This window comes from Streptomyces sp. NPDC004732 (assembly GCF_040609235.1).
GTDB lineage: Bacteria > Actinomycetota > Actinomycetes > Streptomycetales > Streptomycetaceae > Streptomyces.
In genome coordinates this window covers 39,542-65,515 of record NZ_JBEXJR010000007.1, presented here as the reverse complement: position 1 = coordinate 65,515, position 25,974 = coordinate 39,542, and the positions used below count along the sequence as shown (strand labels likewise).

Below are 25,974 nucleotides of genomic sequence, written 5' to 3'. Positions count from 1 at the left end.
TATCCGAGCGGGATACCCACCCAGAGCCAGGCGAACACGGTCAATGCGCGGCGATTACTTGGCGGTGTGCTCGGCGGTGTGGTCATCGGCGGCCTCCTTCGGGACGGGGATGTGGTGGCGGGGATGGACGGGCCGGACCAGCTCGTTCGCGACGAAGCCCACGACGAGGAGTCCGATCATGATCGCGAAGGAGAGGCCGTAGAGGCCCGAGCCGTGCTTGCCCGCCTCCTCCTGGTGGTCGGCGACCCGGTTCACGATCAGCGGTCCGAGGACGCCCGCCGTCGACCACGCGGTGAGCAGCCTCCCGTGGATGGCGCCGACCTGGTACGTGCCGAAGAGGTCCTTCAGATACGCGGGGATCGTCGCGAAGCCCCCTCCGTAGAAGGAGAGGATCACCAGCGCACAACAGATGAACAGCGGTTTCGAGGTGTCCCCGAAGCGTGCGATCAGCAGATACATGAGCGCGCCCGCGCCGAGGTAGACGCGGTAGACGTTCTTCCGGCCGATCAGGTCGGATGCCGACGACCAGCCGATGCGGCCTGCCATGTTCGCGGCCGAGAGCAGGGCGACGAAGCCTGCCGCGGCGGAGACCGACACGGGCGTCCCGGTGTCCGCGAAGAAGTCCGTGATCATCGGGGCGGCCTTCTCCAGGATGCCGATCCCGGCGGTCACGTTCATGCACAGGACGACCCACAGGCACCAGAACTGCGGGGTGCGGACGGCCCGCGCCGCCGAGACCTGCGGTCCGTCGAGCGCGCCAGGGCCGCCCGGCCGGTGCGCGCCCTCCGTCCGCGGCACGCGCACCAGGAACACGCCGAGCGCCATGAAGACGGCGTAGGTGAGGCCGTGCACGAGGAACGCGAGCGCGATGCCGTCCGAGTCCGTGCCGAAGGAGTCCAGCATCTGCGCGCTCCACGGCGAGGCGATGAGCGCGCCGCCGCCGAAGCCCATGATCGCGATGCCGGTGGCCATGCCCGGCCGGTCGGGGAACCACTTGATCAGCGTGGAGACGGGTGAGATGTAGCCGATGCCGAGGCCGATCCCGCCGACGAAGCCGTAGCCGAACACGATGAGCCAGTACTGGCTCGTCGCAGCGCCGAGGGCGGCGATCAGGAAGCCGGAGGAGAAGCAGGTCAGGGCGACGGCCATCGCCCAGCGCGGGCCGTTGCGCTCGACCAGTGTGCCGCCGAACGCGGCGGAGAGGCCGAGCATGACGATGCCGAGCTGGAAGGGCAGGGCGCTCTGGGTGCCGGTGAGGTCGAGGGCGGATTCGAGGGGCGGTTTGAACACGCTCCAGGCGTAGGCCTGGCCGATGGAGAGGTGCACCGAGAGCGCGGCGGGGGGCACGAGCCAGCGGGACCATCCGGGGGGTGCGACGGGGGGCCTCATGATCCCGAACCATAGGAAGAAGTCGAGGGGTTGGGAACCCGCACGAACCCTTGCCCACCCAACTTCCATACTGTAGACAATATTTCGTCGGCGAAATTCTCCATACGTTCGTCGGCTCACGTTCCTCTGACTTACGCCCCACGACGCACGTTCCTCGGATCCCTCGACCGAATGGAGCGCCCCACCGTGAAAGTCGCAGTCCTCGGTGCCGGTGCGATCGGCGCCTACGTCGGAGCCGCGCTGCACCGCGCGGGCGCCGACGTCCATCTCGTCGCCCGTGGACCGCATCTGGCGGCCATGAGGCAGCACGGAGTAAGGGTGCTGAGCCCGCGCGGAGACTTCACCGCACGGGCCCGCGCCACCGCGGACCCGGCCGAGATCGGGCCGGTCGACTTCGTCTTCCTGGGCCTGAAGGCCACCTCGTACGCGGCGTGCGGGCCGCTGATCGAACCGCTCCTGCACGGGAGCACCGCGGTCGTCGCCGCGCAGAACGGCATCCCCTGGTGGTACTTCCACCGGCACGGCGGCCCGCACGACGGCCACCGCGTCGAGAGCGTGGACCCCGGCGGCGCGGTGAGCGCGGTGCTCGCGCCGGAGCGGGCCATCGGCTGTGTCGTCTATGCCGCGACGGAGCTCGAAGGTCCGGGCGTCGTGCGCCACTTGGAGGGCACCCGCTTCTCCGTCGGCGAGCCCGACCGGACCCGCTCGGCCCGTTGCGCGGCCTTCAGCGAGGCCATGGTGGCGGGCGGCCTCAAGTGCCCGGTCGAGGCGGAGCTGCGCGGCGACATCTGGATCAAGCTGCTCGGCAACATCTCCTTCAACCCGATCAGCGCCCTTGCCCGCGCCACGATGGGCGAGATGTGCAGACACGGCGGCACCCGGCGCGTCATCGAGATCATGATGAACGAGACGCTCGCCGTCGCCACGGCCCTCGGCTGCAGGCCCGACATCTCGGTGGAGCGGCGCCTCGCCGGTGCCGAGCGGGTCGGCGACCACCGCACCTCCACCCTCCAGGACCTGGAGCGCGGCAGACCGCTGGAACTCGACGTGCTGCTCGCGGCGGTCGTCGAACTCGCGGACATCACCGGGGTTCCGGTGCCGACGCTGCGCACCGTCCACGCCATCTCGGACCTGCTCGCATCGAGGACCGCCGCATGAGCAAACGCGACCGCACCCCCAAGACGTACACCCGCCTCACCCACCCCCTGGTCCGCGACTCCCGCGACGAACCGCTGCGCCGGGCCACCTGGGAGGAGGCGCTGACCCGCACCGCGGCCGGGTTCGAGCGGGCCCGGGGCGCCTTCGGCCTGTTCTCCTGCGCCCGCGCCACCAACGAGATGAACTACGTGGCGCAGAAGTTCGCGCGCGTCGTCATGGGCACGAACAACGTCGACTCCTGCAACCGCACCTGTCACGCGCCGAGCGTCGCGGGCCTATCGGCCGCCTTCGGATCGGGCGGCGGCACCTCGTCGTACGAGGAGGTCGAGCACTGCGACCTCATCGTGATGTGGGGCTCCAACGCCCGCTTCGCGCACCCGATCTTCTTCCAGCACGTCCTGAAGGGCATCAGGAACGGCGCCCGTATGTACGCGGTCGACCCGCGCCGCACGAAGACGGCGGAGTGGGCGGAGGGCTGGCTCGGCCCGAACGTCGGCACGGACATCCCGCTGGCGCACGCGATCGGCCGCGAGATCATCCACGCGGGCCTGGCCAACCGGGCCTTCATCGAGCGGGCGACGACGGGGTACGAGGAGTACGCGGCCCTGGTCGAGCCGTGGACCCTGTCGCTCGCCGAGCAGGTGACGGGCGTACCGGCGGCCGCCATCGCGGAGTTGGCGCACGCCTATGCGCGCGCGGAGCGGGCCCAGTTGTGCTGGACGCTCGGCATCACCGAGCACCACAACGGCACGGACAACGTGCGCGCACTGATCAACCTGTCGCTCCTGACCGGCCACGTGGGCCGCTTCGGCTCCGGCCTGCAGCCGCTGCGCGGCCAGAACAACGTGCAGGGCGGCGGCGACATGGGCGCCATCCCCAACCGGCTGCCCGGCTTCCAGGACATCCTCGACCCGGACGCGCGCCGCACGTTCGAGTCGGCCTGGGACACGGTCATCCAGCCCCGCTACGGGCTGAACCTCACCGAGATGTTCGAGGCCATGGAGGAGGGCGCCCTCAAGGCCGTCTACTGCATCGGCGAGAACCCCGCGCAGTCCGAGGCGGACAGCGAGCAGGCGGTGCGGCGGCTGCGTGCCCTGGACTTCCTGGTGGTCCAGGACATCTTCCTGACGAAGACGGCCGGTCTCGCGGACGTGGTGCTCCCCGCGACCGCCGCCTGGGCGGAGACCGAAGGCACCACGACCAACAGCGAGCGGCGCGTGCAGCGGGTCCGCAAGGCGGTGCGGCCGCCCGGTGAGGCGCGCGAGGACATCGACGTCCTCTGCGAGCTGGCCGGGCTCCTCGGGCACGAGTGGAAGTACGCCGACGCGCGGGCCGTCTGGGACGAGCTGCGGTCCGTCTCGCCGGACCACCGGGGCATGACGTACGACCGCCTCGACGCCCTGCAGGGCATCCAGTGGCCCTGCCCCGACGAGGACGGCCTCGAACCCCCTTACCTGCACGGCAGGTTGTGGGAGGCGGACCCGGTGCGGCGCGGCAGGCCCGCGCCCTTCGGGCTCGTCGCGCACGATCCGCCGGTCGACGTCACCGACGAGGCGTACCCGATCCGGCTCACGACTGGGCGGCGGCTCGATTCGTACAACACCGGTGTGCAGAGCGGGGGTTACGCGTCACCGCTGCGCCGCGGCGAGTACGTCGAGCTGTGCCCGGAGGACGCGGAGCGGTACGGCGTCGCGGTGGGCGAGGAGGTGCGGGTCGCCTCGCGGCGGGGCTCGGTGGTGGCTCCGGTGTGGGTGGATCCGGGGCTCAGGCCCGGTCTGGCCTTCATGACCATGCACTTTCCCGACGAGGTCGACACCAACCAGCTGACGATCGAGGCGAATTGCCCCATCGCGGGGACGGCGGAGTTCAAGGCCTCCGCGATCCGGATCGACAAGCTGACCGCGCCGGTGAGGTGAGGTGACGTATGGATCTGCACTTCGGTGAGAGCAAGCCGACGGACGAGGAGCGGTCGGCCGTGGACGCGGTGCTCGGGCCGCCGGGGTCCGTGTGGGAAGGGGGCGAGGACCGCGCCGCCGCGGATCTGCGGTGGGCGCGGGGCGGGCGGGCGGCGCGGGAGCGGCGGGATCTGCTGCTGCCGGGGCTGCACGCGCTGAACGACCGGGTGGGGTGGGTGAGCGAGGGCGGCCTCGACTACCTGTGCAGGCGGCTCACGGTGCCGCCCGCGGAGGGGTATGGGGTGGCGACGTTCTACTCCATGTTCTCGGTGCGGCCGCGGGCGAGGACGGCGGTGCGGGTGTGCACGGACGTGGCCTGCGGCCCCGGAGCCGAGCGGCTGGCTCCCGTGCCGGGGGCGACGGTCGAACCGAGCCCGTGCCTCGGCCTGTGCGAGCGGGCCCCGGCGGCGTTGGTGGTGCGGGCGGGCGAGCCTCTTTCCCCGACCCCGCCCCTTCCCGAAGTTTGCGGCTCCGCCGCCCGGGGCTCGGTCGATCGCGCTCCGCGCTCGTCCTCAAACGCCGGACGGGCTGAAAATCCAGCCCCTCCGGCGTTTGAGGAGCGGGGTCCGGGGCGGAGCCCCGGTTCGGGAAGGGGCGGGCCCGGGGAGAAGAACCACGCCACCGCAACCATCGCCCCGGCCGCACCCGACACCATCGCCCTCGCCGCCGCGAACCCCGAGCACGCCCCACCCGAACCCCCCGCCTCCCACGCCGTCCCCCAGGCCGGACAGGACGGCCTGATCCTGCTCAAGAGAATCGGCATCGTGGACCCGTCCGACCTGGACGACTACCGCGCCCACGGCGGCTACGCCGCCCTCCGCCGCGCCTTCGCCATCGGCCCCGCCGAGGTCATCCGCGAAGTCACCGAGTCCGGACTCGTGGGGCGGGGCGGCTCCGCCTTCCCCACGGGGCGGAAGTGGCAGGCCACCGCCGCCCGGCCCGAGCACCCGCACCACCTCGTATGCAACGCCGACGAATCCGAGCCGGGCACCTTCAAGGACCGCGTGATCATGGAGGGCGACCCGTACGCGCTCATCGAGGCGATGACCGTCGCCGGGTACGCGACCGGCGCCCACCTCGGCCACCTCTACCTCCGCGGCGAATACCCCCGGGCCCTGCGCAGGATGGAGCACGCCATCGCACAGGCCCGCGCCCGCGGCCTCCTCGGCGACGACGTCCTCGGCCAGGGGTACGCCTTCGACATCGAGATCCGGCGCGGCGCGGGCGCGTACATCTGTGGTGAGGAGACGGCGCTCTTCAACTCCATAGAGGGGTACAGAGGAGAGCCCCGTGCCAAGCCGCCCTTCCCCGTAGAGAAGGGTTTGTTCGGCAAGCCCACTGCCGAGAACAACGTCGAGACCCTCGTCAACGTCCTGCCGATCCTCACCATGGGCGCGGCTGCCTACGCGGCCATCGGCACGGAGAAGTCCACGGGACCCAAGCTCTTCTGCGTCTCCGGGAGCGTCGCACGTCCTGGCGTCTACGAGCTGCCCTTCGGCGCCACCCTGGGCGAACTCCTCACCCTGGCCGGAAGGCCCGACAACCTCCGCGCCGTGCTCCTGGGCGGCGCCGCGGGCGGCTTCGTACGGGCCGATGAGATGGACATCCCGCTCACCTTCGAGGGGACCAGGGAGGCGGGGGCCACCCTCGGCTCCGGCGTCGTGCTGGCGTTCGACGACACCGTGCCGCTCCCCCGCGTCCTCCTCCGCATCGCCGAGTTCTTCCGCGACGAGTCCTGCGGGCAGTGCGTGCCCTGCCGCGTCGGGACCGTCCGCCAGGAGGAGGCGCTGCACCGCATCGTCGGGCGGACCGGCGCCGACGCGGCGGCCGACATCGCGCTGCTGCGCGACGTGGGGCGGGCCATGCGGGACGCCTCGATCTGCGGTCTCGGCCAGACCGCGTGGAACGCCGTGGAATCCGCCATCGACCGTCTGGGGGCGTACGAATGACCGCGATACCTCTGCAACCGCCGCGCCGCCTGGTGGAGTTCACCCTGGACGGGGCGGTGGCCAGGGTGCCGGAAGGGGCCACGCTCCTCGACGCCTGCCGGGCCGCGGGCAAGGGCGTCCCGACCCTGTGCCAGGGCGACACGCTCACCCCCAAGAACGCCTGCCGGGTGTGCGTCGTGGAGGTGGAGGGCGCCCGCACTCTCGTCCCCGCCTGCTCGCGCGGGGCCGAGCCGGGCATGAGCGTGCGCACGGACACCGAACGCACCCGGCACAGCCGCAGGGTCGTCCTCGAACTGCTCGCCTCCTCCGTCGACCTGTCGACGACGCCGAAGGCCGCGGCCTGGCTCAAGGAGTACGAGGCGAAGCCCGAGCGGTACGGTCCCGACGCGGCGCGCCTGAACGAGGAACCCAAGGTCGACAACGACCTGTACGTGCGGGACTACGACAAGTGCATCCTCTGCTACAAGTGCGTGGACGCCTGCGGCGAGCAGTGGCAGAACACCTTCGCCATCTCGGTCGCGGGGCGCGGCTTCGACGCCCGCATCGCCGTCGAGCACGACGCGCCGCTGACGGACTCCGCCTGCGTGTACTGCGGCAACTGCATCGAGGTCTGCCCGACGGGCGCCCTCAGCTTCAAGTCGGAATTCGACATGCGCGCCGCCGGTACGTGGGACGAGGCCGCGCAGACCGAGACGACGACCGTCTGCGCGTACTGCGGAGTCGGCTGCAACCTGACCCTGCACGTGCAGGACAATGACATCGTGAAGGTCACCTCCCCGCACGACAATCCGGTGACCCACGGCAACCTCTGCATCAAGGGCCGCTTCGGCTACCAGCACGTACAGAACCGGGACTGATCAAGACATGGGACGAGTCACGGAACGACGCAAGGTGATCCGGATCCGGGACGGGCACGTCTCGGAGCGGCCCGACACCCTCGTCGCCGAGGAACCCCTGGAGATCCGGCTGAACGGCAAGCCGCTCGCCATCACCATGCGCACGCCCGGTGACGACTTCGCGCTGGCGGCCGGTTTCCTGGTGAGCGAGGGCGTCCTTGGCGCGGCGGACGAGCTGCAGTCGATCGTGTACTGCGCGGGGGCCCTCGATGACGGTTCGAACACCTACAACGTCGTCGACGTGAAGACCGCCCCCGGCGTGGTGCTCCCCGACATCACCCTCGAACGCAACGTCTACACGACCTCGTCCTGCGGCCTGTGCGGCAAGGCGAGCCTGGACGCGGTCCGCACGACCGCCCGCTTCCCGATCGCCGACGCTCCCCCGGTCCGGGTCGGGACCGAGCTGCTCGCGAGCCTCCCCGACCGGCTGCGGGCCGCGCAGCGGGTCTTCGACCGGACCGGTGGTCTGCACGGGGCAGCGCTCTTCTCCGAAGAAGGCGACCTGCTCGACATAAGGGAGGACGTGGGGCGGCACAACGCCGTCGACAAGCTCGTCGGACGTGCCCTGCAGCACGGGAATCTGCCGCTGTCCCGCGCGATCCTGCTCGTCTCGGGCCGTGCCTCCTTCGAGCTCGCCCAGAAGGCGGTGATGGCGGGCATTCCGGTGCTCGCCGCCGTCTCGGCGCCGTCCTCGCTCGCCGTCGACCTGGCCGCCGAGACGGGGCTCACGCTGATCGGTTTCCTGCGGGGCTCCTCCATGAACGTGTACGCGGGCGAGCACCGCGTCGCCCTGCGGGCCGCGGCCGCCCAGGGCTGATCCGGGCTCCCCGCCGCACGGCGGCGGCGCCCCGGCCGGCGGGGAGCGCCCCCTGCGCCGGCCGGGCCCCTGCCCCGGTGCCGCGGCGTCAGGCCGACTCCTCGACCCCCGAGATCCGGCCGAGCAGCTCCAGGAACCGCTTCCGCTCGTCGGGCGAGAGGGGCGCGAGGAGTTCGGCGTTGGCCTGTTCGGCCGCTGCCGCGCAGCGTGTGACGGTGCGCCTGCCGCGCGCCGTGATGGTGATGGCGTTCTTGCGGCGGTCGCGGGGGTCGGGGGCGCGCTCGACGAGGCCTTCGGCCGCCAGGTCGTTGATGACGCCGACCATGTCCTTCGGGTCGAGCGAGACGCTGCGGCCGAGCTCCGCCTGGGCGACGGGGCCCAGGTCCGCGACGGCGGCGAGCACCACGTGGTGCCACATCTTGAGGCCCTCGCGGGCCAGCGCGTCGGCGACCAGACCGCGCCCGCGGGCTGCCGCGCGGCCGAGCAGCCAGCTGGGGAGGGTACGGATGGTACTGGGGGCGGGCGGTGTCGTGGCCATGGGGGAAGCGTAGCCAAAGAATCGTTGGACTTCCCCACGACTATGTGCCTATCGTTGGGACTCCCAACGATTCCTGCATCTGGAGGTGGTGCCGATGCGTCGTGTCCGGTACGAACACAGCGGCGGTCCCGAAGTCCTGTTCCTGGAGGACGCGCCCGTGCCCACGCCGGGCCCCGGCGAGCTCCTCGTGCGCGTGGAGGCGGTCGGCGTGACCCTTCCCGTCGTCCGCAAGGTCGGCGAAGGCCGCGAGCCGATCCCGCTCGGGGGCGAGGTCGCCGGTGAGGTCGTCGAGCTCGGCGAAGGGGTCGGCGGCCACGCGCCGGGCGACCGCGTCACCGGCCTGGTCTTCGGGCACGGCTATGCCGACTACGCCGTGCTCCACGCCGCGATGGCCTCCCCCGTCCCGGACGGGGCGAGCGCCGTCGACGCGGTCGCGCTGGTCCGCTCCGGCCTCGTCGCGTACGGGGCGCTCGAAGCCGCCCGCCCCGCGCCCGGCGAGTCCGCGCTCGTCACGGCGGCCGCGAGCGGTGTCGGCCATCTCGCCCTGCAGCTCGCGAAGTTGAAGGGTGCCTCGCGCGTGGTGGCCGCCGTCTCCGGCCCCGGCAAGGCGGCCTTCGTGCGCGGGCTCGGCGCCGACGACGTCGTCACGTACGACCAGGAGGGGTGGGGCGAACCGGTCGACTACGTCCTGGACGCGGTCGGCGGCGACCTCCTGACGCCCGCCGTCAGAGCCCTGGCCCCGCACGGACGGCTGGTGGCCTACAGCTCGGGCGGCGGCACGGTGGCGGCGTACGACCTGCTCGTCGGCGCCAAGGCCGTCATCGGCTTCCAGATGGCGCTGATCGCGCGGGGGCGGCCGGAGCTGTACGAGGCGTGGCGGCGGGAGCTGTGGGAGCTGCACTCGGCGGGCGCCCTGCGCGCGGCCGTGCATGCGGAGTTCGCCCTGGAGGACGCGGCGAAGGCGCACGCGGTGATCGAGGGGCGGAGCAATCGGGGCAAGGTCGTCCTGATCCCTTGATGCGCACTTCTTGTGGGGTGCGGGTGACCCCAAGTAGCGTCTGCGTCGGAACGTGGACATGGGATGTCAGGATGTCAGGACGCCACGCACGAAGGACGCCTCGCACGAAGGACACCACGTACTCAGGACTCCACATCCCGCACGCCATCTTCAGGACGCGCCATGAGTCGCCGTCGCCACGAAAGGCGGACCGCACCATGCCATCGAGCCTCCGCGTACGCCTCAGATCGCTCCGTACCGCCACCGCCGCCCTGACCCTGGTCGCCGTCGGCGCCCTGCTGCCCGCGCCCGCGGCGCAGGCGCTGCGGGCGGCGCCCGCGCGGACTGCGCCGTTCGAGCAGCAGGTGCTGTTCAAGGCCTCCCAGGATCCCGGCTACGCCTGCTACCGCATCCCCGCCGTGGTGCGGACGACGAAGGGCACCCTGCTCGCCTTCGCGGAGGGCCGGGTCAACGACTGCAGCGACGCGGGCGACATAGACCTGGTGCTCAAGCGGTCGCACGACGGCGGCCGCACCTGGGGGCCGCTCCAGGTGATCAACGAGGGCGAGGGCGACACCCACGGCAACCCGGCGCCCGTCGTGGACCGCGAGACCGGCCGCGTCCTGCTGGCGGAGACGTACAACACCGGACGCACGGACGGCAAGAACTGCGACGTGCCGTGCGACCGGACCCCGCACCTGCAGTACAGCGACGACGACGGCCTCAGCTGGTCCGCACCGCGCGACCTGAGCGAGGAAATCCTGCCGGAGAACTGGAACTCCTGGTACGCGACAGGACCCGTGCACGGCATCCAGCTGACCCGCGGCCGCCACGCGGGACGCCTCGTCTTCACCGCCAACACCGAGACGTGGGACGGCAGTCGGGTCACCGCCAACCACGCCGCACTGATCGTCAGCGACGACGGCGGCGACCACTGGAAGATCGGCGCGACGGACTCGTACCCGATACCGCAGGACGGCACGTTCCGTCAGAAGCCGTCCGAGATGACCGTCACCGAGCGGCCCGACGGAGCGGTCTACATCAGCGGCCGCGAGCAGGACGGCACGGACCTGGGCCACCGCACCCACACGATCAGCCGGGACGGCGGCAACACCTTCACCGCCCCCTTCCGCGCGATCCCCGACCTCTACACGCCCCAAGTGCAGGGCTCCACACTCCAGTTCGGCAAGCGGATGCTGCTGGCCTGCCCCGGCGACCCGGACCGCCGCCGCACGATGCAGATCCGCTCGTCCTACGACGGCGGGCGCACCTGGGACAGCGTCGACCGCGGCACCACGGTGACCACGGACTGGTCCGGCTACTCGGACCTGGTCCGGGCCGACGGCGCGCACGTCGGCCTGCTGTACGAGGGCGGCGCGGTCGACGCGCGCGACGAGATCCGCTTCGCCCGCTTCACCGAGGACTGGCTCACGCCGCGCAGGGGCCCCGACCCGACTACCCGCGACCACGCGCCGGGCGCACGTCCCGCCGCGGTGCTCGGCGGGGCGGACGTGACCCCGGGCCGCTTCGGCGGCGCGCTCGCCCTCGACGGCACGGACGACGCGGTGCGACTCCCCTTCAGCGAGCGACTCCCGCTCGGCGCCAAGGACTTCACCGCCTCCCTGTGGTTCCGCTACACCGCGACGACCGGTGAGCAGCCCCTGCTGTGGATGGGCGGCATAGGCACCAACCAGCCGCAGGTGTGGCTGCGCGGCGAGCCCGCGAGCAACCGCGTCACCGGCCTCATCACCACGCGCGACGGCGCGGCGCCCCCGAGGTCCGCCTCGGTGCGCACGACGAGCGCGTACAACGACGGCGAGTGGCACCACATCGCGCTGCGCCGCGGCGACGGCCGCCTGACGCTCTTCCTCGACGGTACGCAGACCTCCGCCGCCGACGTGCCGGGCTCGGTCAGCCGCAACTCGCCGTTCGGCGTGCACGTCGGTCAACGGATGGACAGCCGCGCGTACTTCACCGGAGCGATCGACGAAGTACGGTTGCACGACCGGGCGTTGAGCGACGCCGAGGTGGAAGCCCTGCGCACCGGTGATGCTCCTGTGACACGGGACACCGTCGTCCGGCTCCCCATGGACCGCGTGCGCGACAGCAACTAACGTCCCGGACGTGCCTGCCCGCGAACGTGCCGCGTCGGGGCCGCGCAGGATCTGGCTGGTCCTGCTGCTGGTCCTGGCCTGCGCGGCCGTACTGCTCATCGCCCTCCCGGACGACGACCGGGAGGGCGATGCGGCATGCCGCCCCCGCACCGTCGCCGCCTCGTCCGCCGAGGCCGGGCCCACCGAGGAGTTCGCGCGCTACGGCGACGACATGACGCGCACCGACGACTGGACCGGCGGCGACGGCACCCACTCCGTGCGGCTGCCGGACGGGCGCGTGCTGTGGCTGTTCTCCGACACCTTCCTCGGTCAGATCCACGCGCCCCCGAACCCGGCGGGACAGCCGCACACCTGGCGCGACACGAACACGCCCATGGTCCGCAACTCGGCCGTGGTGATGTCCCGTTCGGGCACGCTGCAGCGCACCCTCGCCGCGCCGCTCTTCACCGACCCGGCGCCCCAGCAGTGGCGTTGGCCGGTGGCGGCGCGCGTGGAGCCGCGCACCCCCGGCTCGGACGAACGGGTCGTGCGCGTCCTGCTGTGGAACCGCATGGCGAGCCAGGGCCCCTGGATCTACGGCGTGCCCGTCGCCACCGAGGTCGCCACGCTCTCGCTGCCCGACCTGCGCGTCGAGGGCATCACGAAGGTCTCCGACCAGCAGTCGGTCGGCGACCCGGAGAAGCGCGTCCTGTACGGCACGACGACGGTCGACGACGGCGACTGGACGTACGTCTTCGGCGGCACGGACGCCCAGGCGACCTCACGTCCCGCATCGGACGCGTACGTCGCACGGGTCCCGCACGGCAGCCTTGGTGACGGCTCGGCGTGGGAGTACTGGGACGGCAAGGCGTGGGGGCCCGACGTCACGCCCCGGGCCGTGCTCGGGGACGGCAAGCGCAAGGGGGTGGGCAGCGCGTTCACGGTGGTGCGGGACGAGGGGACGTATGTGCTGTTCACGATGGCGGCGGGCACCGAGGGCCTGACCACCGTCGCCTCGTACTGGTCCTGCTCCCCCACCGGACCCTGGCACGGCCCCGCCAAGGCCTTCGAGGCCTCCCTGCCCGAGGACAGCGCGGCCCGCCAGGACACCGCCGCCTACAACCCGCAGGCCCACCCGGCGCTCGCCGGGGGCGGGGCGGGCGACGGCCGCGTCGTGCTGAGCTACGACGTCAACTGGCTGGACGCGACGCCCGCGAACGCGCAGGCGAACGTCACGCGGAACGTGTCGCTGTACCGACCGCGGTTCGTGTCGCTGCGGCTCGCGGCGGCTCGCTGACGAACTCCTCCGGGTCCCGCGAGCGGCGCTTGGCGATGACCGCGCAGACCATCAGCTGCATCTGATGGAAGAGCATCAGCGGCAGCACGGCAAGCGAGGCGTCCGCCCCGAACAGGACGCTCGCCATGGGCAGCCCGGCGGCCAGGGACTTCTTCGACCCGGCGAACTGGATCGCGACGCGGTCCGCCCGGCCGAAGCCGAGCCGCTTCGCGCCGTACCAGGTCAGCGACAGCATGGCCGCGAGCAGCACCGCCTCGACGCCGAGCAGCGCGAGCAGCCGCACCGGGTGCACCTGGCCCCAGATGCCCTGCACCATGCCCTCGCTGAACGCGGTGTAGACGACGAGCAGGATCGAGCCGCGGTCGACATAGCCGAGGATCTTCTTGTGGCGGGCGATGAAGCCGCCCACCCACCGGCGCAGGAGTTGCCCGGCGAGGAACGGCACAAGCAGCTGCAGCACGATCTTCAGGAGCGAGTCGGCGGAGAACCCGCCCCCGCTGTCGCCGAGCAGCGCGGCCGCGAGCAGCGGCGTCAGCACGATGCCCGCCAGCGAGGAGAAGGAGCCCGCGCAGATCGCCGCGGGGACGTTGCCGCGGGCCATCGAGGTGAAGGCGATGGACGACTGGATCGTCGAGGGCACCAGGGTGAGGAAGAGGAAACCGCTGAAGAGCGCGGGCGTCAGGACGTACGGGACGAGGCCCTTCGCGGCGAGCCCGAGCAGCGGGAACACGACGAACGTGCTGGCCATGACCGTGACGTGGAGCCGCCAGTGCTTGAGCCCGTCGAGCGCCTCACGGGTGGAGAGCCGGGACCCGTAGAGGAAGAAGAGCAGCGAGACGGCGGCGGTGGAGGCACCGGACGCGACATCGGCGGACGTGCCGCGGGCGGGCAGCAGGGCCGCGAGGCCCACGGTCGCGAGCAACGCCACGATGTACGGGTCGACCGGCAACCAGGACGGCCACTTCAGGCGTTTCACGGTGCTCCATGCTCTCGGTGCGTCTGGCCTCGCTCTCGGTGCGAGAGACCCTGCTCTCGGTGCGGGGCGTGCCCTCTCCATGATCCTCCCGATCAGGGTGATCGGGAATCCCGTACACAGCTCTGACTGTCATCACGTTCCGCGATGAGCGGCATTAGGCTGGTGTGCGTGTACGACCCTTCGCAGCTCCGTACGTTCCTCGCGGTGGCCCAGACGCTGAGCTTCACGCGGGCCGCCCGCCGCCTCGGCCTGCGCCAGTCGACCGTCAGCCAGCACGTGCGCCGCCTGGAGGACGCGGCCGGGCGGCAGCTGTTCACGCGCGACACCCACAGCGTGGAGCTCACCGAGGACGGCGAGGCGATGCTCGGCTTCGCCCGCAGGATCCTGGCGGCGCACGAACAGGCCGCGGCGTTCTTCGCCGGGCAGCGCCTCGGCGGACGGCTGCGGTTCGGGGCCTCGGAGGACTTCGTCCTGACGCGGCTCACCGACATCCTGGAGTCGTTCCGGCACGACCACCCCGACGTCGACCTGGAGCTGACGGTCGAGCTCTCCGGCACGCTGCACAAGCAGCTGGACGCGGGCAAGCTCGACCTGGTGCTCGCCAAGCGCCGCCCGGAGGACCCGCGCGGGGAGCTGGTGTGGCAGGACGACCTGGTGTGGATCGGTGCCGAGCGGCTCCGCCTCGATCCCGAGCGCCCGGTGCCGCTGATCGTCTATCCCCCGCCCGGCATCACCCGCGCCCTCGCCTTCGAGGCCCTGGAGCGCCGGGGCCGCGCCTGGCGCGTGGCCTGCACGAGCGGCAGCCTCAACGGTCTGGTGGCGGCGGCCCGCGCTGGCCTCGGCGTGATGGCGCACTCACGGGGCCTGATCCCGCCGGGCCTGGTCCGCGTCCCCGACCGGGCGGGCCTGCCCGAGCTGGGTCCTGTCGACTTCGTCCTGCTCCACGGCGAGCGGCGGGCATCGGCCCAGGACGCGGCGGACGCGCTGGCGGGGGCGATCCTGGCGGGCGGGGACCGGCTGCATCGGGGTGGGCGGTGAGGGGGCGGGTGCGGCGGGCTAGCGCAGCGGCCGCGGGTAGGTGAGCTCCTTGAACCGGCGCACGTACGGCGCCGATTCGACGTGCCGCACTCCGTCGAGGGCGCCGAGCCTGCCGCTCAGATAGGCATAGAGCTCCGCGGTGTCGCGGGTCAGGACGCTCGCCATCAGGTTGGCGGAGCCCGTGATCGCGGAGACGTGGGCGATCTCCGGGTGCTCGCCCATCGCCCGGCCCACCGCGTCGAGCGCGCCCGGGGCGACGGTGACCCAGAGCATCGCGGCCGTGGTGAAGCCGAAGCGCGCGGCGTCGTACTCCGTGTCGATGTACAGCGCGCCCGAGCCGAGCAGCGCGGCGACGCGGCGCTTGACCGAGGACTCCGACCGGCCCGTCAGCCGCTGCAGTTCGGGGTAGGTGACGCGGCCGTCCGCCTTGAGGGCGGCGACCAGGGGCTCGTCCGCGGGGGCGATACGGGCCGGGGCGGTGTGAACAGAGGCGGCAGCGTGGGCGGGGGCGAGCGCGGCCGCCTGCTCTTCGGAGAGCGGGCGGTGCTTGCCGATCCACCCGGTGCGGCCGCCGTAGAAGCGGTGCATCAGCTGGTGAGCGGTGATCTCGACGAGCTTCCGGGTGCGCAGGAGCTTGCCGAAGAGCAGGTCGTCGTAGTCGCCCTGGGTGCGCGGCACCGTCATACAGACCACTTCGGTGCCCGCCGACGTGAGGTGGACCCACGCGGTGTCGGGGCGGCGGGCCAAGGCGGTCGCGATGGCCTCGGCGCCGTCGGGCGCACAGCGCAGCCGCAGCATCCACTCGTCGTGCCCGAGCCTGCGGGTGTCGCGCACGCCGACGATGCGCAGGCCCGCCTCCGCCCGCAGGCGGCGGAAGCGGCGGGCGACGGTCTGGTCGGAGACTCCGAGGACACCCGCGATGCGGCTGAAGGGCGCCCTGCCGTCGACCTCCAGGGCATGCAGCAGCTTGAGGTCCAGCTCGTCGAAGACTTCGGATTCCATCGCCCAGACGCCCTTCCATGTCGGATCAGTGCGCTCAGCTACGACTCGGCACCGGGTTCGTTCGCCGTCGGCTCATCGTACGAGGACACGCAGACGCGTGTGACGAGCAGCCGGAGGAACAGGGAAATGCGTACATGGGGGCCGCTCGCAGCGGTGTCATTGGGGACGTTCATGCTGCTGCTGGACGTGACGATCGTGATCGTGGCGCTGCCCGACATGGCGGGGGCGCTCGACGCCTCGCTGAGCGACCTGCAGTGGGTCATCGACGGATACGCGCTCGCGCTGGCCGCGCTGCTGCTCGGCGTCGGCGCCGCGGCCGACGTGTTCGGCAGGCGGCGGCTGAACGTCATCGGCACCGCGCTGTTCGCCCTCGCCTCGCTGGGCTGCGGGCTCGCCTCGGACGCGGGCCTGCTGGTGGCGGCGCGCGCCGTGCAGGGGCTCGGCGCGGCGGCCATGCTCGCGACGACGCTGCCGCTGCTCGGCGCCGCCTACCAAGGGCGCGACCGGTCGGCCGCGCTCGGCGTGTGGGGCGCGGTGAGCGGGGCGTCTGCCGCGCTCGGCCCGATCGTGGGCGGACTCCTGACGGAGGGGCCCGGCTGGCGCTGGATCTTCTTCGTGAACCTGCCGGTGAGCGTCGTGTCGATCTGGCTGACGCTGCGTCTGGTGCCGGAGTCGCGGGGGCCCGCCGGGCGCCGGGTCGACTGGGCGGGCACGGCGGCGTTCGCGTGCTTCGCGGGCGCGGGAACGTACGGGGTGCTGCGCGGCGGGGCGGACGGCTGGGCGTCGGCGGCCGCGGGCACGTCGTTCGCGGTGTCGGCGCTGGCGCTGCTCTGCTTCGTCCTGGTCGAGCGGCGCGTGGCACAGCCGCTCCTCGACCTGCGGCTGCTGCGCAAGCCCGCCTTCACCGGCGTGCTGATCGGCGCGGTGGGCTACAACGGGGCGGCGTTCGGCGTCGTCCCCTACCTCTCCATCTGGCTGCAGACCGTGCTCGGCATGAGTCCGGTGCGCGGCAGCCTGGTGCTGCTGCCGCTCGCCACGACGTCGTTCGTGGTGGCGCTGCTCGCCGGGCGGCTGCTGCACGGGGTGGCGCCGCGGCTGGTCATCGGCGTCGGGCTGCTGCTGATCGGGGCGGGCGGGCTGTGCATGGCGGTGCTCGACGCCGGGTCGTCCTGGGGGACGCTCGCGCCGGGGCTCACGCTCACGGGGGTCGGCGCCGGTCTGGTCGCGCCGGGCCTGGCGGGGGCGGCGCTGGCCGCGGTGCCGCCCGCGAACGCCGGGATGGCGGGCGGCGCGGTCAACACCTTCCGTCAGCTCGGGTACGCGATCGGGGTCGCCCTGTTCGGGACGGTGCTGACCACACGCATGCAGGACTCGCTCGGCCACGAGGCGGCGCACACCGCCGCGGGCGGCGGCGCGGCGGCCCTGCACGGCACGGTGCCCGAGCACGCGGTGCGCGCGGCCTTCGCGTCCGGACTCAACGGAGCGTCGCTGGCCGCGGGCGTGGCGGGTCTGGTCGCCGGTGTCCTGGTGCTCGTGATGGTGCGTACGCCAGGGGGCCGGGCGGGGAGCGCGGGCGGACCGGGAGCTCCGTCGGCCGAACGTTCCGCGGGAGCTCCGGAGCGGCGGCCCCACGTTCAGGAGGCAACGCGCTGACGGTACGTCGCTGCTGAGTCTCGGATCCGCCACCCGGACTGTCCACGTTGTGGGCATCCGGGTGGCGGGTCTTGCCCATCACCCGGCAAATCAGCAGCTCAGAGCGGTGTGCCCGGCCGTGTCAGGTGGCGCAATGCTGCCGCAACACCACCGCGGCCACCACGCCGGTACGTTCCCTGCCATGCCAGCCGAACACAGCCCCGCCTCGCTTCCGGTCGCCGCCGCGCGGCGTCGGCGGCTGCGTGCGGACCAGGCCCGGCAACTCGCCGATCTGCTGCGCCACCAGATCCTCACGGGCGGCTTCCCGGGCGGCGTCCTGCCGTTGGAGGACGCCATCGCCGCCGACTACCGGGCCAGCCGCAACACCGTACGGCAGGCCCTCGACCTGCTGCGCGGCGAGCAGCTCGTGGACCGGAGGTCCGGCGTCGGCACCGTCGTGGTGTGCGAGAAGTACCCGCACGCCCTCGACCGGCTGCAGGGCCTCGCCGAGACCCTGCACGAGCACGGCCGGGTCACCAACGAGGTCCGCACCGTCGGGCCGGTCGGCGCTCCCGGCCCGGTGGCGCGCAGGCTCGGGGTGCCCGACCACACCGACGTGCTCTGTATCGAGCGGCTGCGCCGCCTGAACGGACTGCCGCTCTCCCTGGACCTGTCGTACCTGCCCATGGACGTGGGCGGTGAGCTCCTCGGCTGCGACCTGGAGAACACGGACGTGTTCCGCCTCCTGGAGACGATGACCGGCGGCCCGCTGGGGCATGCCGACATGACGCTGGAGGCCGTGAACGCCGACGCGCACTCCGCGGCGGTCCTGGAGGCACCGCGCGGGAGCGCCGTTCTGATGCTGGAGCGGCTCACCCATCTGCCCGACGGGCGGCCCGTGGACCTGGAATTCATCCGCTTCCGCGGCGACCGGATCACGATGAGCGGCGTCCTGCGCCGATCCGCCTGACATCCCCCTCTTCCTTTCCTCTTCCTTTCCTCTTCCTTTCCTCCTCCCTTCACCACCCTCCCTGGAGACAGCCATGCCTGTTGTCCCGCAGCGCGCCGACGTGCCCGTGACCATCGACGAGTCCCGCTGTATCGACGGCTGCACCCTCTGCGTCGACATGTGCCCGCTCGACTCGCTCGCGATCCGCGAGGACAACGGCAAGGCGTACATGCACGTGGACGAGTGCTGGTACTGCGGCCCCTGCGCGGCCCGGTGCCCCACCGGCGCGGTCACCGTCAACATGCCCTACCTGCTCAGGTGAAAGGCCCGGCTTCCATGACAGGCATGACAGGCAAATCCGTCGTCCCGCTCGTCCCACTCGCCCCACTCGCCCGGCTGCTGCCGCTCGCCCTGCTGCTGCCCCTGGCCACGGCGTGCGGCGGCGCGGCGGGGGCCGAGGACTCCAGGACCGTGACGGTGACCGTCGGCTACCAGTCGAAGACCATCAACACCGCCACCGCGGGCACGCTGCTGCGCTCCCTCGGCTACTTCGAGGAGGAGCTCGCGGCCCGCGGCAAGAAGGACGGCAAGACCTACAAGGTGAAGTGGCAGGACTACGCCACGGGTGCGCCGATCACCGCCCAGATGACCACGGGGAAGATCGATATCGGGTCGATGGGCGACTTCCCGCTGCTGATCAACGCGGCCCGGGGCAAGCAGCTGCGGCAGCCGACGCGGCTCGTCTCGGTCACCGGCTACAACCTGCGCGGCGGCCTCAACACCGTGGTCACCAAGCCCGGTTCGGACCTGCGGTCACTGGCCGACCTGCGGGGCAAGAAGGTGTCCACCAGTATCGGATCGGCCGCCGACGGCACCCTGATCCGCGCCTTGGACAAGGCGGGCATCGACCCGGAGCAGGGCATCCGCAAGCTCAACCAGCAGCCCAGTGTGGGGGCGTCCGCCCTGACCGCGGGCAGCGTCGACGCACTGTCCCAATTCGTCGCCTGGCCAGGACAGTTGGCATTCCAGGGCAAGGCGAAGGCCCTCTACGACGGTGCCGACCTGAACCTGCCGACCTTCCACGGCGTCACCGTCCGGGAGGAGTTCGCCGAGGAGCGCGCCGGAGTCCTCGACGACTTCCTCGCGGCGCAGCGGCGTGCCACCGACTACCTGCGCGAGCGGCCGGTCGCCGCGGCCGAGTCGGTGGCCGAGGAGACCGGGCTGCCCGCCGAGGCGGTCTACCTCTACAACGGCGCCCACGGCATCGCGACGTTCGACCCGGCGCTGCGCCCGGAGTTGATCGCCGCGCTGAAGAAGGACGTGCCGATCCTCAAGAACGCGGACCTGGTGGGCGACGTGGACGTGGACGCCTTCGTCGACCGGGCCCCGCTGAAGCGTGCCGCTCAGGCGCCCGCCTATCCGAAGACGGACACTCATTCGAAGGCGGGTACCGCCAAGTCCGAGCTGTGGCTGAAGGGGCGCGACACGACCCGTACCTTCGACAGCCCGAAGGCCCTCCTCAAGGCCGCCGCGTCGGCGAAGAGCTCCGAGGTGCGGGCCGCGTACGTGCCGGACGCGCTGACCGGCACCCTCTGGTTCGCCGACCGGGCGGTGTGGGTCGCCGACGGTTCCGACCTGCGGGCCTTCGTCACCCCGAGCCATGCGAAGACGTACGTCGGACAGCACCCGGGCGCCCGCGTCGTGGGCTACGCGGACGCCGTGGAGCTGGCGTCATGAGCATCACCCGCCGACTGGTCCGGGTGGCCTCGCTCGCCGCGGCCCTCGGCCTCTGGCAGCTCCTGACCACCCTGGACGTCGAACTGTGGCTGCGCTTCGGCCAGTTCCCCACGGTCGGGGAGGTGGCGGCCGCCTTCGGCGACCGGCTCGGCACCGCCCCTTACTGGCAGGACCTCGTCCACAGCCTGCGCCGCATCGTGATCGGCTTCGTGCTCGCGGCGGTCCTCGGGGTGGCGGCGGGCACGGCGGTCGCCCGCTCGCGGTGGGCGGCCGACCTGCTCGGTCCGCTGGTGGAGGTGGCCCGGCCGGTCCCGGCGATCGCCCTCGTCCCCGTGGCGATCCTGCTCCTGCCCACCAACGAACAGGGCATCGTCTTCATCACCTTCACCGCGGCGTTCTTCCCGGTCCTGGTCTCGACCCGGCATGCGGTGCGCGCGCTCGCGCCGGTGTGGGAGGAGGCCGTGCTCACCATGGGCGGCGGACGGCTGCGGGTGCTGTTCTCGGTGGTGCTGCCCGGCGCGCTGCCCGGCATCTTCGGCGGGCTCTCCGTGGGCATCGGCGTCGGATGGATCTGTGTGATCTCCGCGGAGATGATCTCCGGCGAGTACGGGGTCGGCTACCGCACCTGGCAGGAGTACACGGTGGTCGACTATCCCGGCGTCTTCGTCGGCATGGCCACCATCGGCGCCCTGGGCTGGCTCACCTCCACGGCGGTGGAGTTCCTCGGCCGCCGCGCCACCGCCTGGCTGCCCCGCCCGCCCGAGCGGATCCCGGCCCGCGCGGCCCGCCGCGCCCACCGTGCCGCCGCTCCCCCGGCCGCCGCCCCGTCCCCCGCTCCCGCCCCTGCCCTCGACAAGGAGCCCGTCGCATGAGCCCCGTACCGCCCGTGGGCACCCTCCCCCGGCAGGGCGCCGAACTCGCCCTGGACGACGTGCGGCTGGGCCACCGCGAGGGCCAGGCGCTGCCCGGCACCGTGCGGCTGCGGATCGCGCCGGGCGAACTCGTCGCCGTGCTCGGCCCGTCCGGCTGCGGCAAGTCCACGCTGCTGCGCACCCTCGCCGGGCTGCTGCCCCCGCTGGGCGGGCACGTCACCCAGGACGGGGTGCCCGTCGTCGGACCCGCCGCGGACCGGGCCCTCGTCTTCCAGGAGGACGCCCTGCTGCCGTGGCGCAGCGTCCGCGCCAACGTCGAACTCCCCCTCGCCATCCGCCGGGTGCCGAGGGCCGAACGGCGACGGGCCGCCGACGACTGGCTGGCGCGGGTCGGTCTCGCCGGGCACGCCCGGAAGCTGCCGCGTCAGCTCTCCGGCGGGCAGCGCCAGCGTGTGCAGCTGGCCCGCGCCCTTGCCGCGCGGCCCCGCGCGGTCCTCATGGACGAGCCGTTCGGCGCGCTCGACCCGCACACCCGCGCCGGGATGCAGGACCTGCTCGTGGAGATCCTGCGCGGCACCGGCGCGACCGTCGTCTTCGTCACCCACGACGTGGACGAGGCGCTGCACCTCGGCGACCGGATCGCCCTGCTCTCCTCCGGCGAGCTCCTGGCCGTCCCGCACCCCCGGCAGCGGGACGCACGCAACGCACCCGGCACCGCCGAACTCCGCCGCCGCGTACTGGCCTCCCTCTGACCCTCGCACCACCCCCACCTCCCCGTACCCCGCAGCTCCGTGAAAGGCGCACCCGTGGACACCCCCCTGGCCATCCCCGACCTCGCCGACGCGACCGAACTCTCCTGCGACGTCCTCGTCATCGGCGGCGGCACCGCGGGCACCATGGCCGCGCTGACCGCCGCCGAACACGGCGCGGACGTGCTGCTCATGGAGAAGGCACACGTGCGGCACTCCGGCGCCCTCGCGATGGGCATGGACGGCGTCAACAACGCGGTCATCCCCGGTCGTGCCGAGCCAGACGACTACGTCGCGGAGATCACCCGCGCCAACGACGGCATCGTCGACCAGTCCACGGTCCGGCAGACCGCCACCCGCGGCTTCGCCATGGTCCAGCGCCTGGAGTCGTACGGAGTGAAGTTCGAGAAGGACGAGCACGGCGAGTACGCGGTCCGCCAGGTGCACCGCTCCGGTTCGTACGTGCTGCCGATGCCCGAGGGCAAGGACGTGAAGAAGGTCCTCTACCGGCAGCTGCGGCGCCGCGAGATGCGGGAGCGGATCCGCATCGAGAACCGGGTGATGCCGGTGCGGGTGCTCACGGTGGCGGGGCGTGCGGTGGGCGCGGCGGGGTTCAACACCCGCACCGGCGAGTTCGTGACCGTACGGGCGGGCGCGGTGATCCTCGCCACCGGCGCCTGCGGGCGTCTCGGCCTGCCCGCGTCCGGCTACCTCTACGGGACGTACGAGAACCCGACGAACGCGGGCGACGGCTACGCGATGGCGTACCACGCGGGGGCCGCGCTCACCGGGATCGAGTGCTTCCAGGTCAATCCGCTCATCAAGGACTACAACGGTCCGGCGTGCGCGTACGTCGCCAACCCCTTCGGCGGCTATCAGGTCAACCGGCACGGCGAACGCTTCGTGGAGTCGGACTACTGGTCGGGGCAGATGATGGCCGAGTTCGCGGCCGAACTCGCCTCCGACCGGGCCCCGGTGTACCTGAAGCTCAGCCATCTGCCGGAGGAGACCATCAGCACCGTCGAGTCGATCCTGCACTCGACGGAGCGGCCCACGCGCGCCGCCTTCCACGAGGGCCGCGGCCACGACTACCGCACGCACGACGTCGAGATGCACATCTCGGAGATCGGTCTGTGCGGCGGGCACTCGGCGTCCGGGGTGCGGGTCGACGCGCAGGCGCGCACCACCGTGCCCCGCCTGTACGCGGCCGGTGACCTGGCCTGCGTGCCGCACAACTACATGATCGGCGCGTTCGTCTTCGGCGACCTGGCCGGTGCGGACGCCTCTCAATACCAGGCGTACGAAGGTGAGTTGCCCGGCGATCAGCTCGCCGCGGCGCACGAGCTCGTCTACCGGCCGCTGCGTCATCCCGACGGCCCGCCGCAGCCTCAGGTCGAGTACAAGCTGCGCCGGTTCGTGAACGACTACGTGGCGCCTCCGAAGTCCGGGGCGAAACTCTCCCTGGCCGTCGAGGCGTTCGAGCGGATGACGGGCGAGATCGCCGGGATGGGGGCGCGCACCGCCCATGAGCTGATGCGGTGCGCGGAGGTGTCGTTCATCCGGGACTGCGCGGAGATGGCGGCGCGCTCCTCGCTGGCGAGGACCGAGTCCCGCTGGGGCCTCTACCACGAGCGTCTCGACCATCCGGAGCGTGACGACGCGGGCTGGCTGCACCACCTCGACGTGTACAAGTCCCCTTCGGGGGCGATGGAGTTCAGGGCCCGGCCGGTCGAGCCGTACGTGGTGCCGGTGCCGGAGTTCGATCCGGTGGCCGGGGCGGAGCGGGACCTCGGCGAGGTCGCCCTGGTGCCGGTGGCGACGGCGGGGCCGCGGAACGCCGCGCCTGCCGCACGCCCGACGGCGCCCGCCGAGCCGTCGGGACGGGCCGCGGCCGTACCTCCCGCCGCGGCGCCCGGCGCCCCGGCGGCCGACCCCGCCCTCCTGACCCTCCTCGCCCTCGCCGAGGAATCCCCCGACCTGGACGCCCTCTCCCCCTACCTCACGGATACCGCACCATCGGTGCGGGCGGCGGCCGTCGCGGTTCTCGCCGAGACGGTGCCCGCGGGTGCGGGGCCCGCGCTCGCCGCGGCGCTCCAGGACACCGCCCCTCAGGTCCGGGCGGCCTCGGCGGGTGCCCTGCGTGAGCTGGTCGAAGTACTGCCGGCAGAGCCGGAGTTGGGGTCCGGTCTGCGGGCGGCGCTCGGTGTGGCGGACCCGGCCGTGCGGGGTGCCGCGGTGGACGTCCTGCGGGCGCTGCGGCTCGGGGACGCCCCGCTGTACGCCGCCGCGCTGGCCGACACCGACATCGACGTCCGCATCCACGCCGTCCGGGCGCTGGTGTCGGTGGACGCGGCCGACGACCTCGCGGCCGCCGTGGACGACCCGGCCCGCGAGGTCAGGGTCGCGGTGGCCCGCGCTCTCGCGGCGGTGCGCGATCCGTCGCCGTCGCGGCTCGCACCCCTCCTCGACGACTCCGATCCGCTGGTCAGGGCGGCCGCCCTGACGGCGCTCGCGGTCACGGGCTGCCCGCCGCCCTATGCCGGACGGGCCGTGGCGGCGCTCGGCGACCCCGCCTGGCAGGTCAGGGCCGGGGCCGCGGCCGCCCTGCGAGCGGCGCCGCCGGGCCCGGCGGTCCCCGCCCTCGCCAAGGCGTCGGCCGACCCCGAGGCGGACGTCCGCAAGGCCGCCGTCCTCTCCCTCCTCGACCACGCCACCGCCCCCGGGGCCCGAGCGGCCCTCGCCACCGCGACGAAGGACCCCGACGCGGACATCCGCGCCTACGCGACCCGGGCGTACGCAACCGGGTCGACGGCCTGACGGGAGCCGACCGGAACGGGACCCGGGACCGCCCCCGGCAGCCGCGCGCTACACCGCCGGACGCGTGTCCAGGCTCCGTGTCACCGCGTCGGGGAGCGGGCCCAGGTCCAGGAGGCCGCCCACCGTTGCCGTGGTGAGGGCGTGCCAGGCGGGTGCGTTGCGCAGCATCGCGTGGCCGCTGCCGCTCATCGGGACCAGGCCCGCGGTCGCCCCGGCTGCCGCCGCCCGTGCCACGTAGTCCACGGACTGGGCGGGGTCGGTCGTCCCGTCCCGGTCGCCGTGCAGCAGGACGACACCGCGGCCGCGCAGCTGGGCCACCGGCTCCCCCGTCGGGCACCACGGGGCGAGGCCCACCACGGCCAGGACCGAGGGGTGGCCCGCTGCGCTCAGGGCGGCCCGGGCGCCCATCGAGTGGCCGACCAGGACGACGGGCGCGTCCCCGATGCGCGGGGCCAGCTCGTCGAGCGCGCGGCGGGCGTCCCTGGCGGCGTCCGCCCGCTCGCCGTTCCAGCCGCGGCAGCGGTAGCGGACCCGTCCCACCGCGACGTCCCGTGCCCCGTAGGCCCTCCTGATGGCGCGGGCGAAGGGCCGCATCCGCAGGCTCGGCAGGTTCCACGGAGGGGGCGTCGACGTGCCGTGCTCGCGGCCTCCGTGCAGGAGGAGGACGACGGCCCGGGGGGTCTCGGGGGCGCGGGGCAGGACCAGGGGCGAGCGGGGCGGGTCGGCGGACATGGACACGGAGGCTCCTTCGGCGGCGCGGCGGCTCGTTCAGCGTCGTGGCGGCGAAACCCCCTCAAACACCCCGGACCTGCCCACATAGTGGAATGCGAAGTACAACGTCAGAAGACCTATACAAGTTCCCCACCGACCCCACCCACGGGGTGGCGCGGAGGGGCGCTCGACGCCCGGCCGTGGGGTGCGGACGGTCGGGGGCGGCGGTCCGGCGCCGACACTCTGCATACCGCGTACAGATTCCGTGGAGATTACGCCACCGAAACTTACTCCAGCGTAAGTAAGTTGTCCGACCCTTCCCCTTGTGGCCGTATTTTGACTGGCTGACCTGTGCTGATAGTGCACGCCGCCCGCCCCTGGACCCCCTCCCGCACGCGCGCG

The 25,974-nt window shown here is 72.7% G+C and carries 21 protein-coding genes; 16 read left to right on the top strand and 5 right to left on the bottom strand.

Annotated features, from left to right (window positions below):
* Window positions 1-54: 54 nt before the first annotated feature.
* Window positions 55-1,389 (bottom strand): OFA family MFS transporter, encoded by a 1,335-nt coding sequence (locus ABZV77_RS21735; protein WP_356259194.1) that lies wholly within the window; start codon window positions 1,387-1,389, stop codon window positions 55-57.
* A gap of 186 nt (window positions 1,390-1,575) precedes the next feature.
* Here ABZV77_RS21735 and ABZV77_RS21730 point away from each other — a divergent pair, with 186 nt between their 5' ends.
* From ABZV77_RS21730 to fdhD, 5 genes are read left to right on the top strand one after another with little or no spacing between them, the layout of a single operon-like run.
* Complete coding sequence (locus ABZV77_RS21730; RefSeq protein WP_356259191.1) at window positions 1,576-2,547, top strand: 2-dehydropantoate 2-reductase; 972 nt, start codon at window positions 1,576-1,578, stop codon at window positions 2,545-2,547.
* On the top strand, window positions 2,544-4,463 hold the full coding sequence (locus tag ABZV77_RS21725; protein ID WP_356259188.1) for a molybdopterin-dependent oxidoreductase: 1,920 nt from the start codon (window positions 2,544-2,546) through the stop codon (window positions 4,461-4,463). Before ABZV77_RS21730 ends, ABZV77_RS21725 begins: the two co-directional genes overlap by 4 nt.
* 8 nt (window positions 4,464-4,471) lie before the next feature.
* Window positions 4,472-6,451, top strand: coding sequence for an NADH-ubiquinone oxidoreductase-F iron-sulfur binding region domain-containing protein (locus tag ABZV77_RS21720; protein ID WP_356259186.1), 1,980 nt, complete (start codon window positions 4,472-4,474; stop codon window positions 6,449-6,451).
* Complete coding sequence (locus tag ABZV77_RS21715; protein WP_356259183.1) at window positions 6,448-7,308, top strand: 2Fe-2S iron-sulfur cluster-binding protein; 861 nt, start codon at window positions 6,448-6,450, stop codon at window positions 7,306-7,308. Before ABZV77_RS21720 ends, ABZV77_RS21715 begins: the two co-directional genes overlap by 4 nt.
* 7 nt (window positions 7,309-7,315) lie before the next feature.
* A complete protein-coding gene (gene fdhD, locus ABZV77_RS21710; RefSeq protein ID WP_356259181.1) occupies window positions 7,316-8,164 on the top strand; it encodes a formate dehydrogenase accessory sulfurtransferase FdhD in 849 nt (282 codons plus the stop codon).
* 88 nt (window positions 8,165-8,252) lie between these two features.
* Here fdhD and ABZV77_RS21705 read toward each other — a convergent pair whose 3' ends face one another.
* Window positions 8,253-8,702 carry a MarR family winged helix-turn-helix transcriptional regulator gene (locus ABZV77_RS21705; protein WP_356259178.1) on the bottom strand — a complete coding sequence of 150 codons (450 nt, stop codon included), beginning with the start codon at window positions 8,700-8,702 and terminating at the stop codon, window positions 8,253-8,255.
* Between the two features lie 94 nt (window positions 8,703-8,796).
* Here ABZV77_RS21705 and ABZV77_RS21700 point away from each other — a divergent pair, with 94 nt between their 5' ends.
* From ABZV77_RS21700 to ABZV77_RS21690, 3 genes are all read left to right on the top strand, one after another.
* Complete coding sequence (locus tag ABZV77_RS21700; protein WP_356259175.1) at window positions 8,797-9,720, top strand: zinc-binding dehydrogenase; 924 nt, start codon at window positions 8,797-8,799, stop codon at window positions 9,718-9,720.
* A gap of 197 nt (window positions 9,721-9,917) precedes the next feature.
* Complete coding sequence (locus tag ABZV77_RS21695) at window positions 9,918-11,813, top strand: sialidase family protein (protein WP_356259172.1); 1,896 nt, start codon at window positions 9,918-9,920, stop codon at window positions 11,811-11,813.
* Between the two features lie 10 nt (window positions 11,814-11,823).
* On the top strand, window positions 11,824-13,089 hold the full coding sequence (locus tag ABZV77_RS21690) for a hypothetical protein (protein WP_356259170.1): 1,266 nt from the start codon (window positions 11,824-11,826) through the stop codon (window positions 13,087-13,089).
* Here ABZV77_RS21690 and ABZV77_RS21685 read toward each other — a convergent pair.
* Window positions 13,025-14,065: a bile acid:sodium symporter family protein gene (locus tag ABZV77_RS21685; RefSeq protein WP_356259168.1), complete on the bottom strand. Its 1,041-nt coding sequence runs from the start codon at window positions 14,063-14,065 to the stop codon at window positions 13,025-13,027. The genes ABZV77_RS21690 and ABZV77_RS21685 overlap by 65 nt on opposite strands.
* Window positions 14,066-14,233: 168 nt before the next feature.
* On the opposite strand from ABZV77_RS21685, the gene ABZV77_RS21680 reads away from it, so the two are divergent.
* Window positions 14,234-15,103 (top strand): LysR substrate-binding domain-containing protein, encoded by an 870-nt coding sequence (locus ABZV77_RS21680; RefSeq protein ID WP_356259165.1) that lies wholly within the window; start codon window positions 14,234-14,236, stop codon window positions 15,101-15,103.
* Window positions 15,104-15,121: 18 nt separating this feature from the next.
* Here the strand turns inward: ABZV77_RS21680 and ABZV77_RS21675 are convergent, their stop codons facing one another.
* On the bottom strand, window positions 15,122-16,105 hold the full coding sequence (locus ABZV77_RS21675) for an Lrp/AsnC family transcriptional regulator (protein WP_356259162.1): 984 nt from the start codon (window positions 16,103-16,105) through the stop codon (window positions 15,122-15,124).
* 126 nt (window positions 16,106-16,231) lie between these two features.
* On the opposite strand from ABZV77_RS21675, the gene ABZV77_RS21670 reads away from it, so the two are divergent.
* From ABZV77_RS21670 to ABZV77_RS21640, 7 genes are all read left to right on the top strand, one after another.
* Window positions 16,232-17,758 carry an MFS transporter gene (locus tag ABZV77_RS21670; RefSeq protein WP_356259160.1) on the top strand — a complete coding sequence of 509 codons (1,527 nt, stop codon included), beginning with the start codon at window positions 16,232-16,234 and terminating at the stop codon, window positions 17,756-17,758.
* Window positions 17,759-17,939: 181 nt separating this feature from the next.
* Complete coding sequence (locus ABZV77_RS21665; protein WP_356259157.1) at window positions 17,940-18,707, top strand: GntR family transcriptional regulator; 768 nt, start codon at window positions 17,940-17,942, stop codon at window positions 18,705-18,707.
* A gap of 73 nt (window positions 18,708-18,780) precedes the next feature.
* On the top strand, window positions 18,781-19,008 hold the full coding sequence (locus ABZV77_RS21660) for a ferredoxin family protein (RefSeq protein ID WP_055563275.1): 228 nt from the start codon (window positions 18,781-18,783) through the stop codon (window positions 19,006-19,008).
* A 23-nt stretch (window positions 19,009-19,031) separates the two neighbouring features.
* Entirely contained in the window at window positions 19,032-20,423 is a 1,392-nt protein-coding gene (locus tag ABZV77_RS21655) for an ABC transporter substrate-binding protein (protein WP_356259154.1), read from the top strand.
* Window positions 20,420-21,295 carry an ABC transporter permease gene (locus tag ABZV77_RS21650; RefSeq protein WP_356259151.1) on the top strand — a complete coding sequence of 292 codons (876 nt, stop codon included), beginning with the start codon at window positions 20,420-20,422 and terminating at the stop codon, window positions 21,293-21,295. Before ABZV77_RS21655 ends, ABZV77_RS21650 begins: the two co-directional genes overlap by 4 nt.
* A complete protein-coding gene (locus ABZV77_RS21645; RefSeq protein WP_356259149.1) occupies window positions 21,292-22,047 on the top strand; it encodes an ABC transporter ATP-binding protein in 756 nt (251 codons plus the stop codon). Before ABZV77_RS21650 ends, ABZV77_RS21645 begins: the two co-directional genes overlap by 4 nt.
* A 72-nt stretch (window positions 22,048-22,119) precedes the next feature.
* The gene (locus tag ABZV77_RS21640; protein ID WP_356260166.1) at window positions 22,120-24,861 is read left to right on the top strand and encodes a fumarate reductase/succinate dehydrogenase flavoprotein subunit; all 2,742 of its coding nucleotides are present in this window, start codon (window positions 22,120-22,122) and stop codon (window positions 24,859-24,861) included.
* A gap of 48 nt (window positions 24,862-24,909) precedes the next feature.
* Here the strand turns inward: ABZV77_RS21640 and ABZV77_RS21635 are convergent, their stop codons facing one another.
* Window positions 24,910-25,593, bottom strand: coding sequence for an alpha/beta fold hydrolase (locus tag ABZV77_RS21635; RefSeq protein WP_356259146.1), 684 nt, complete (start codon window positions 25,591-25,593; stop codon window positions 24,910-24,912).
* Window positions 25,594-25,974: the final 381 nt, after the last annotated feature.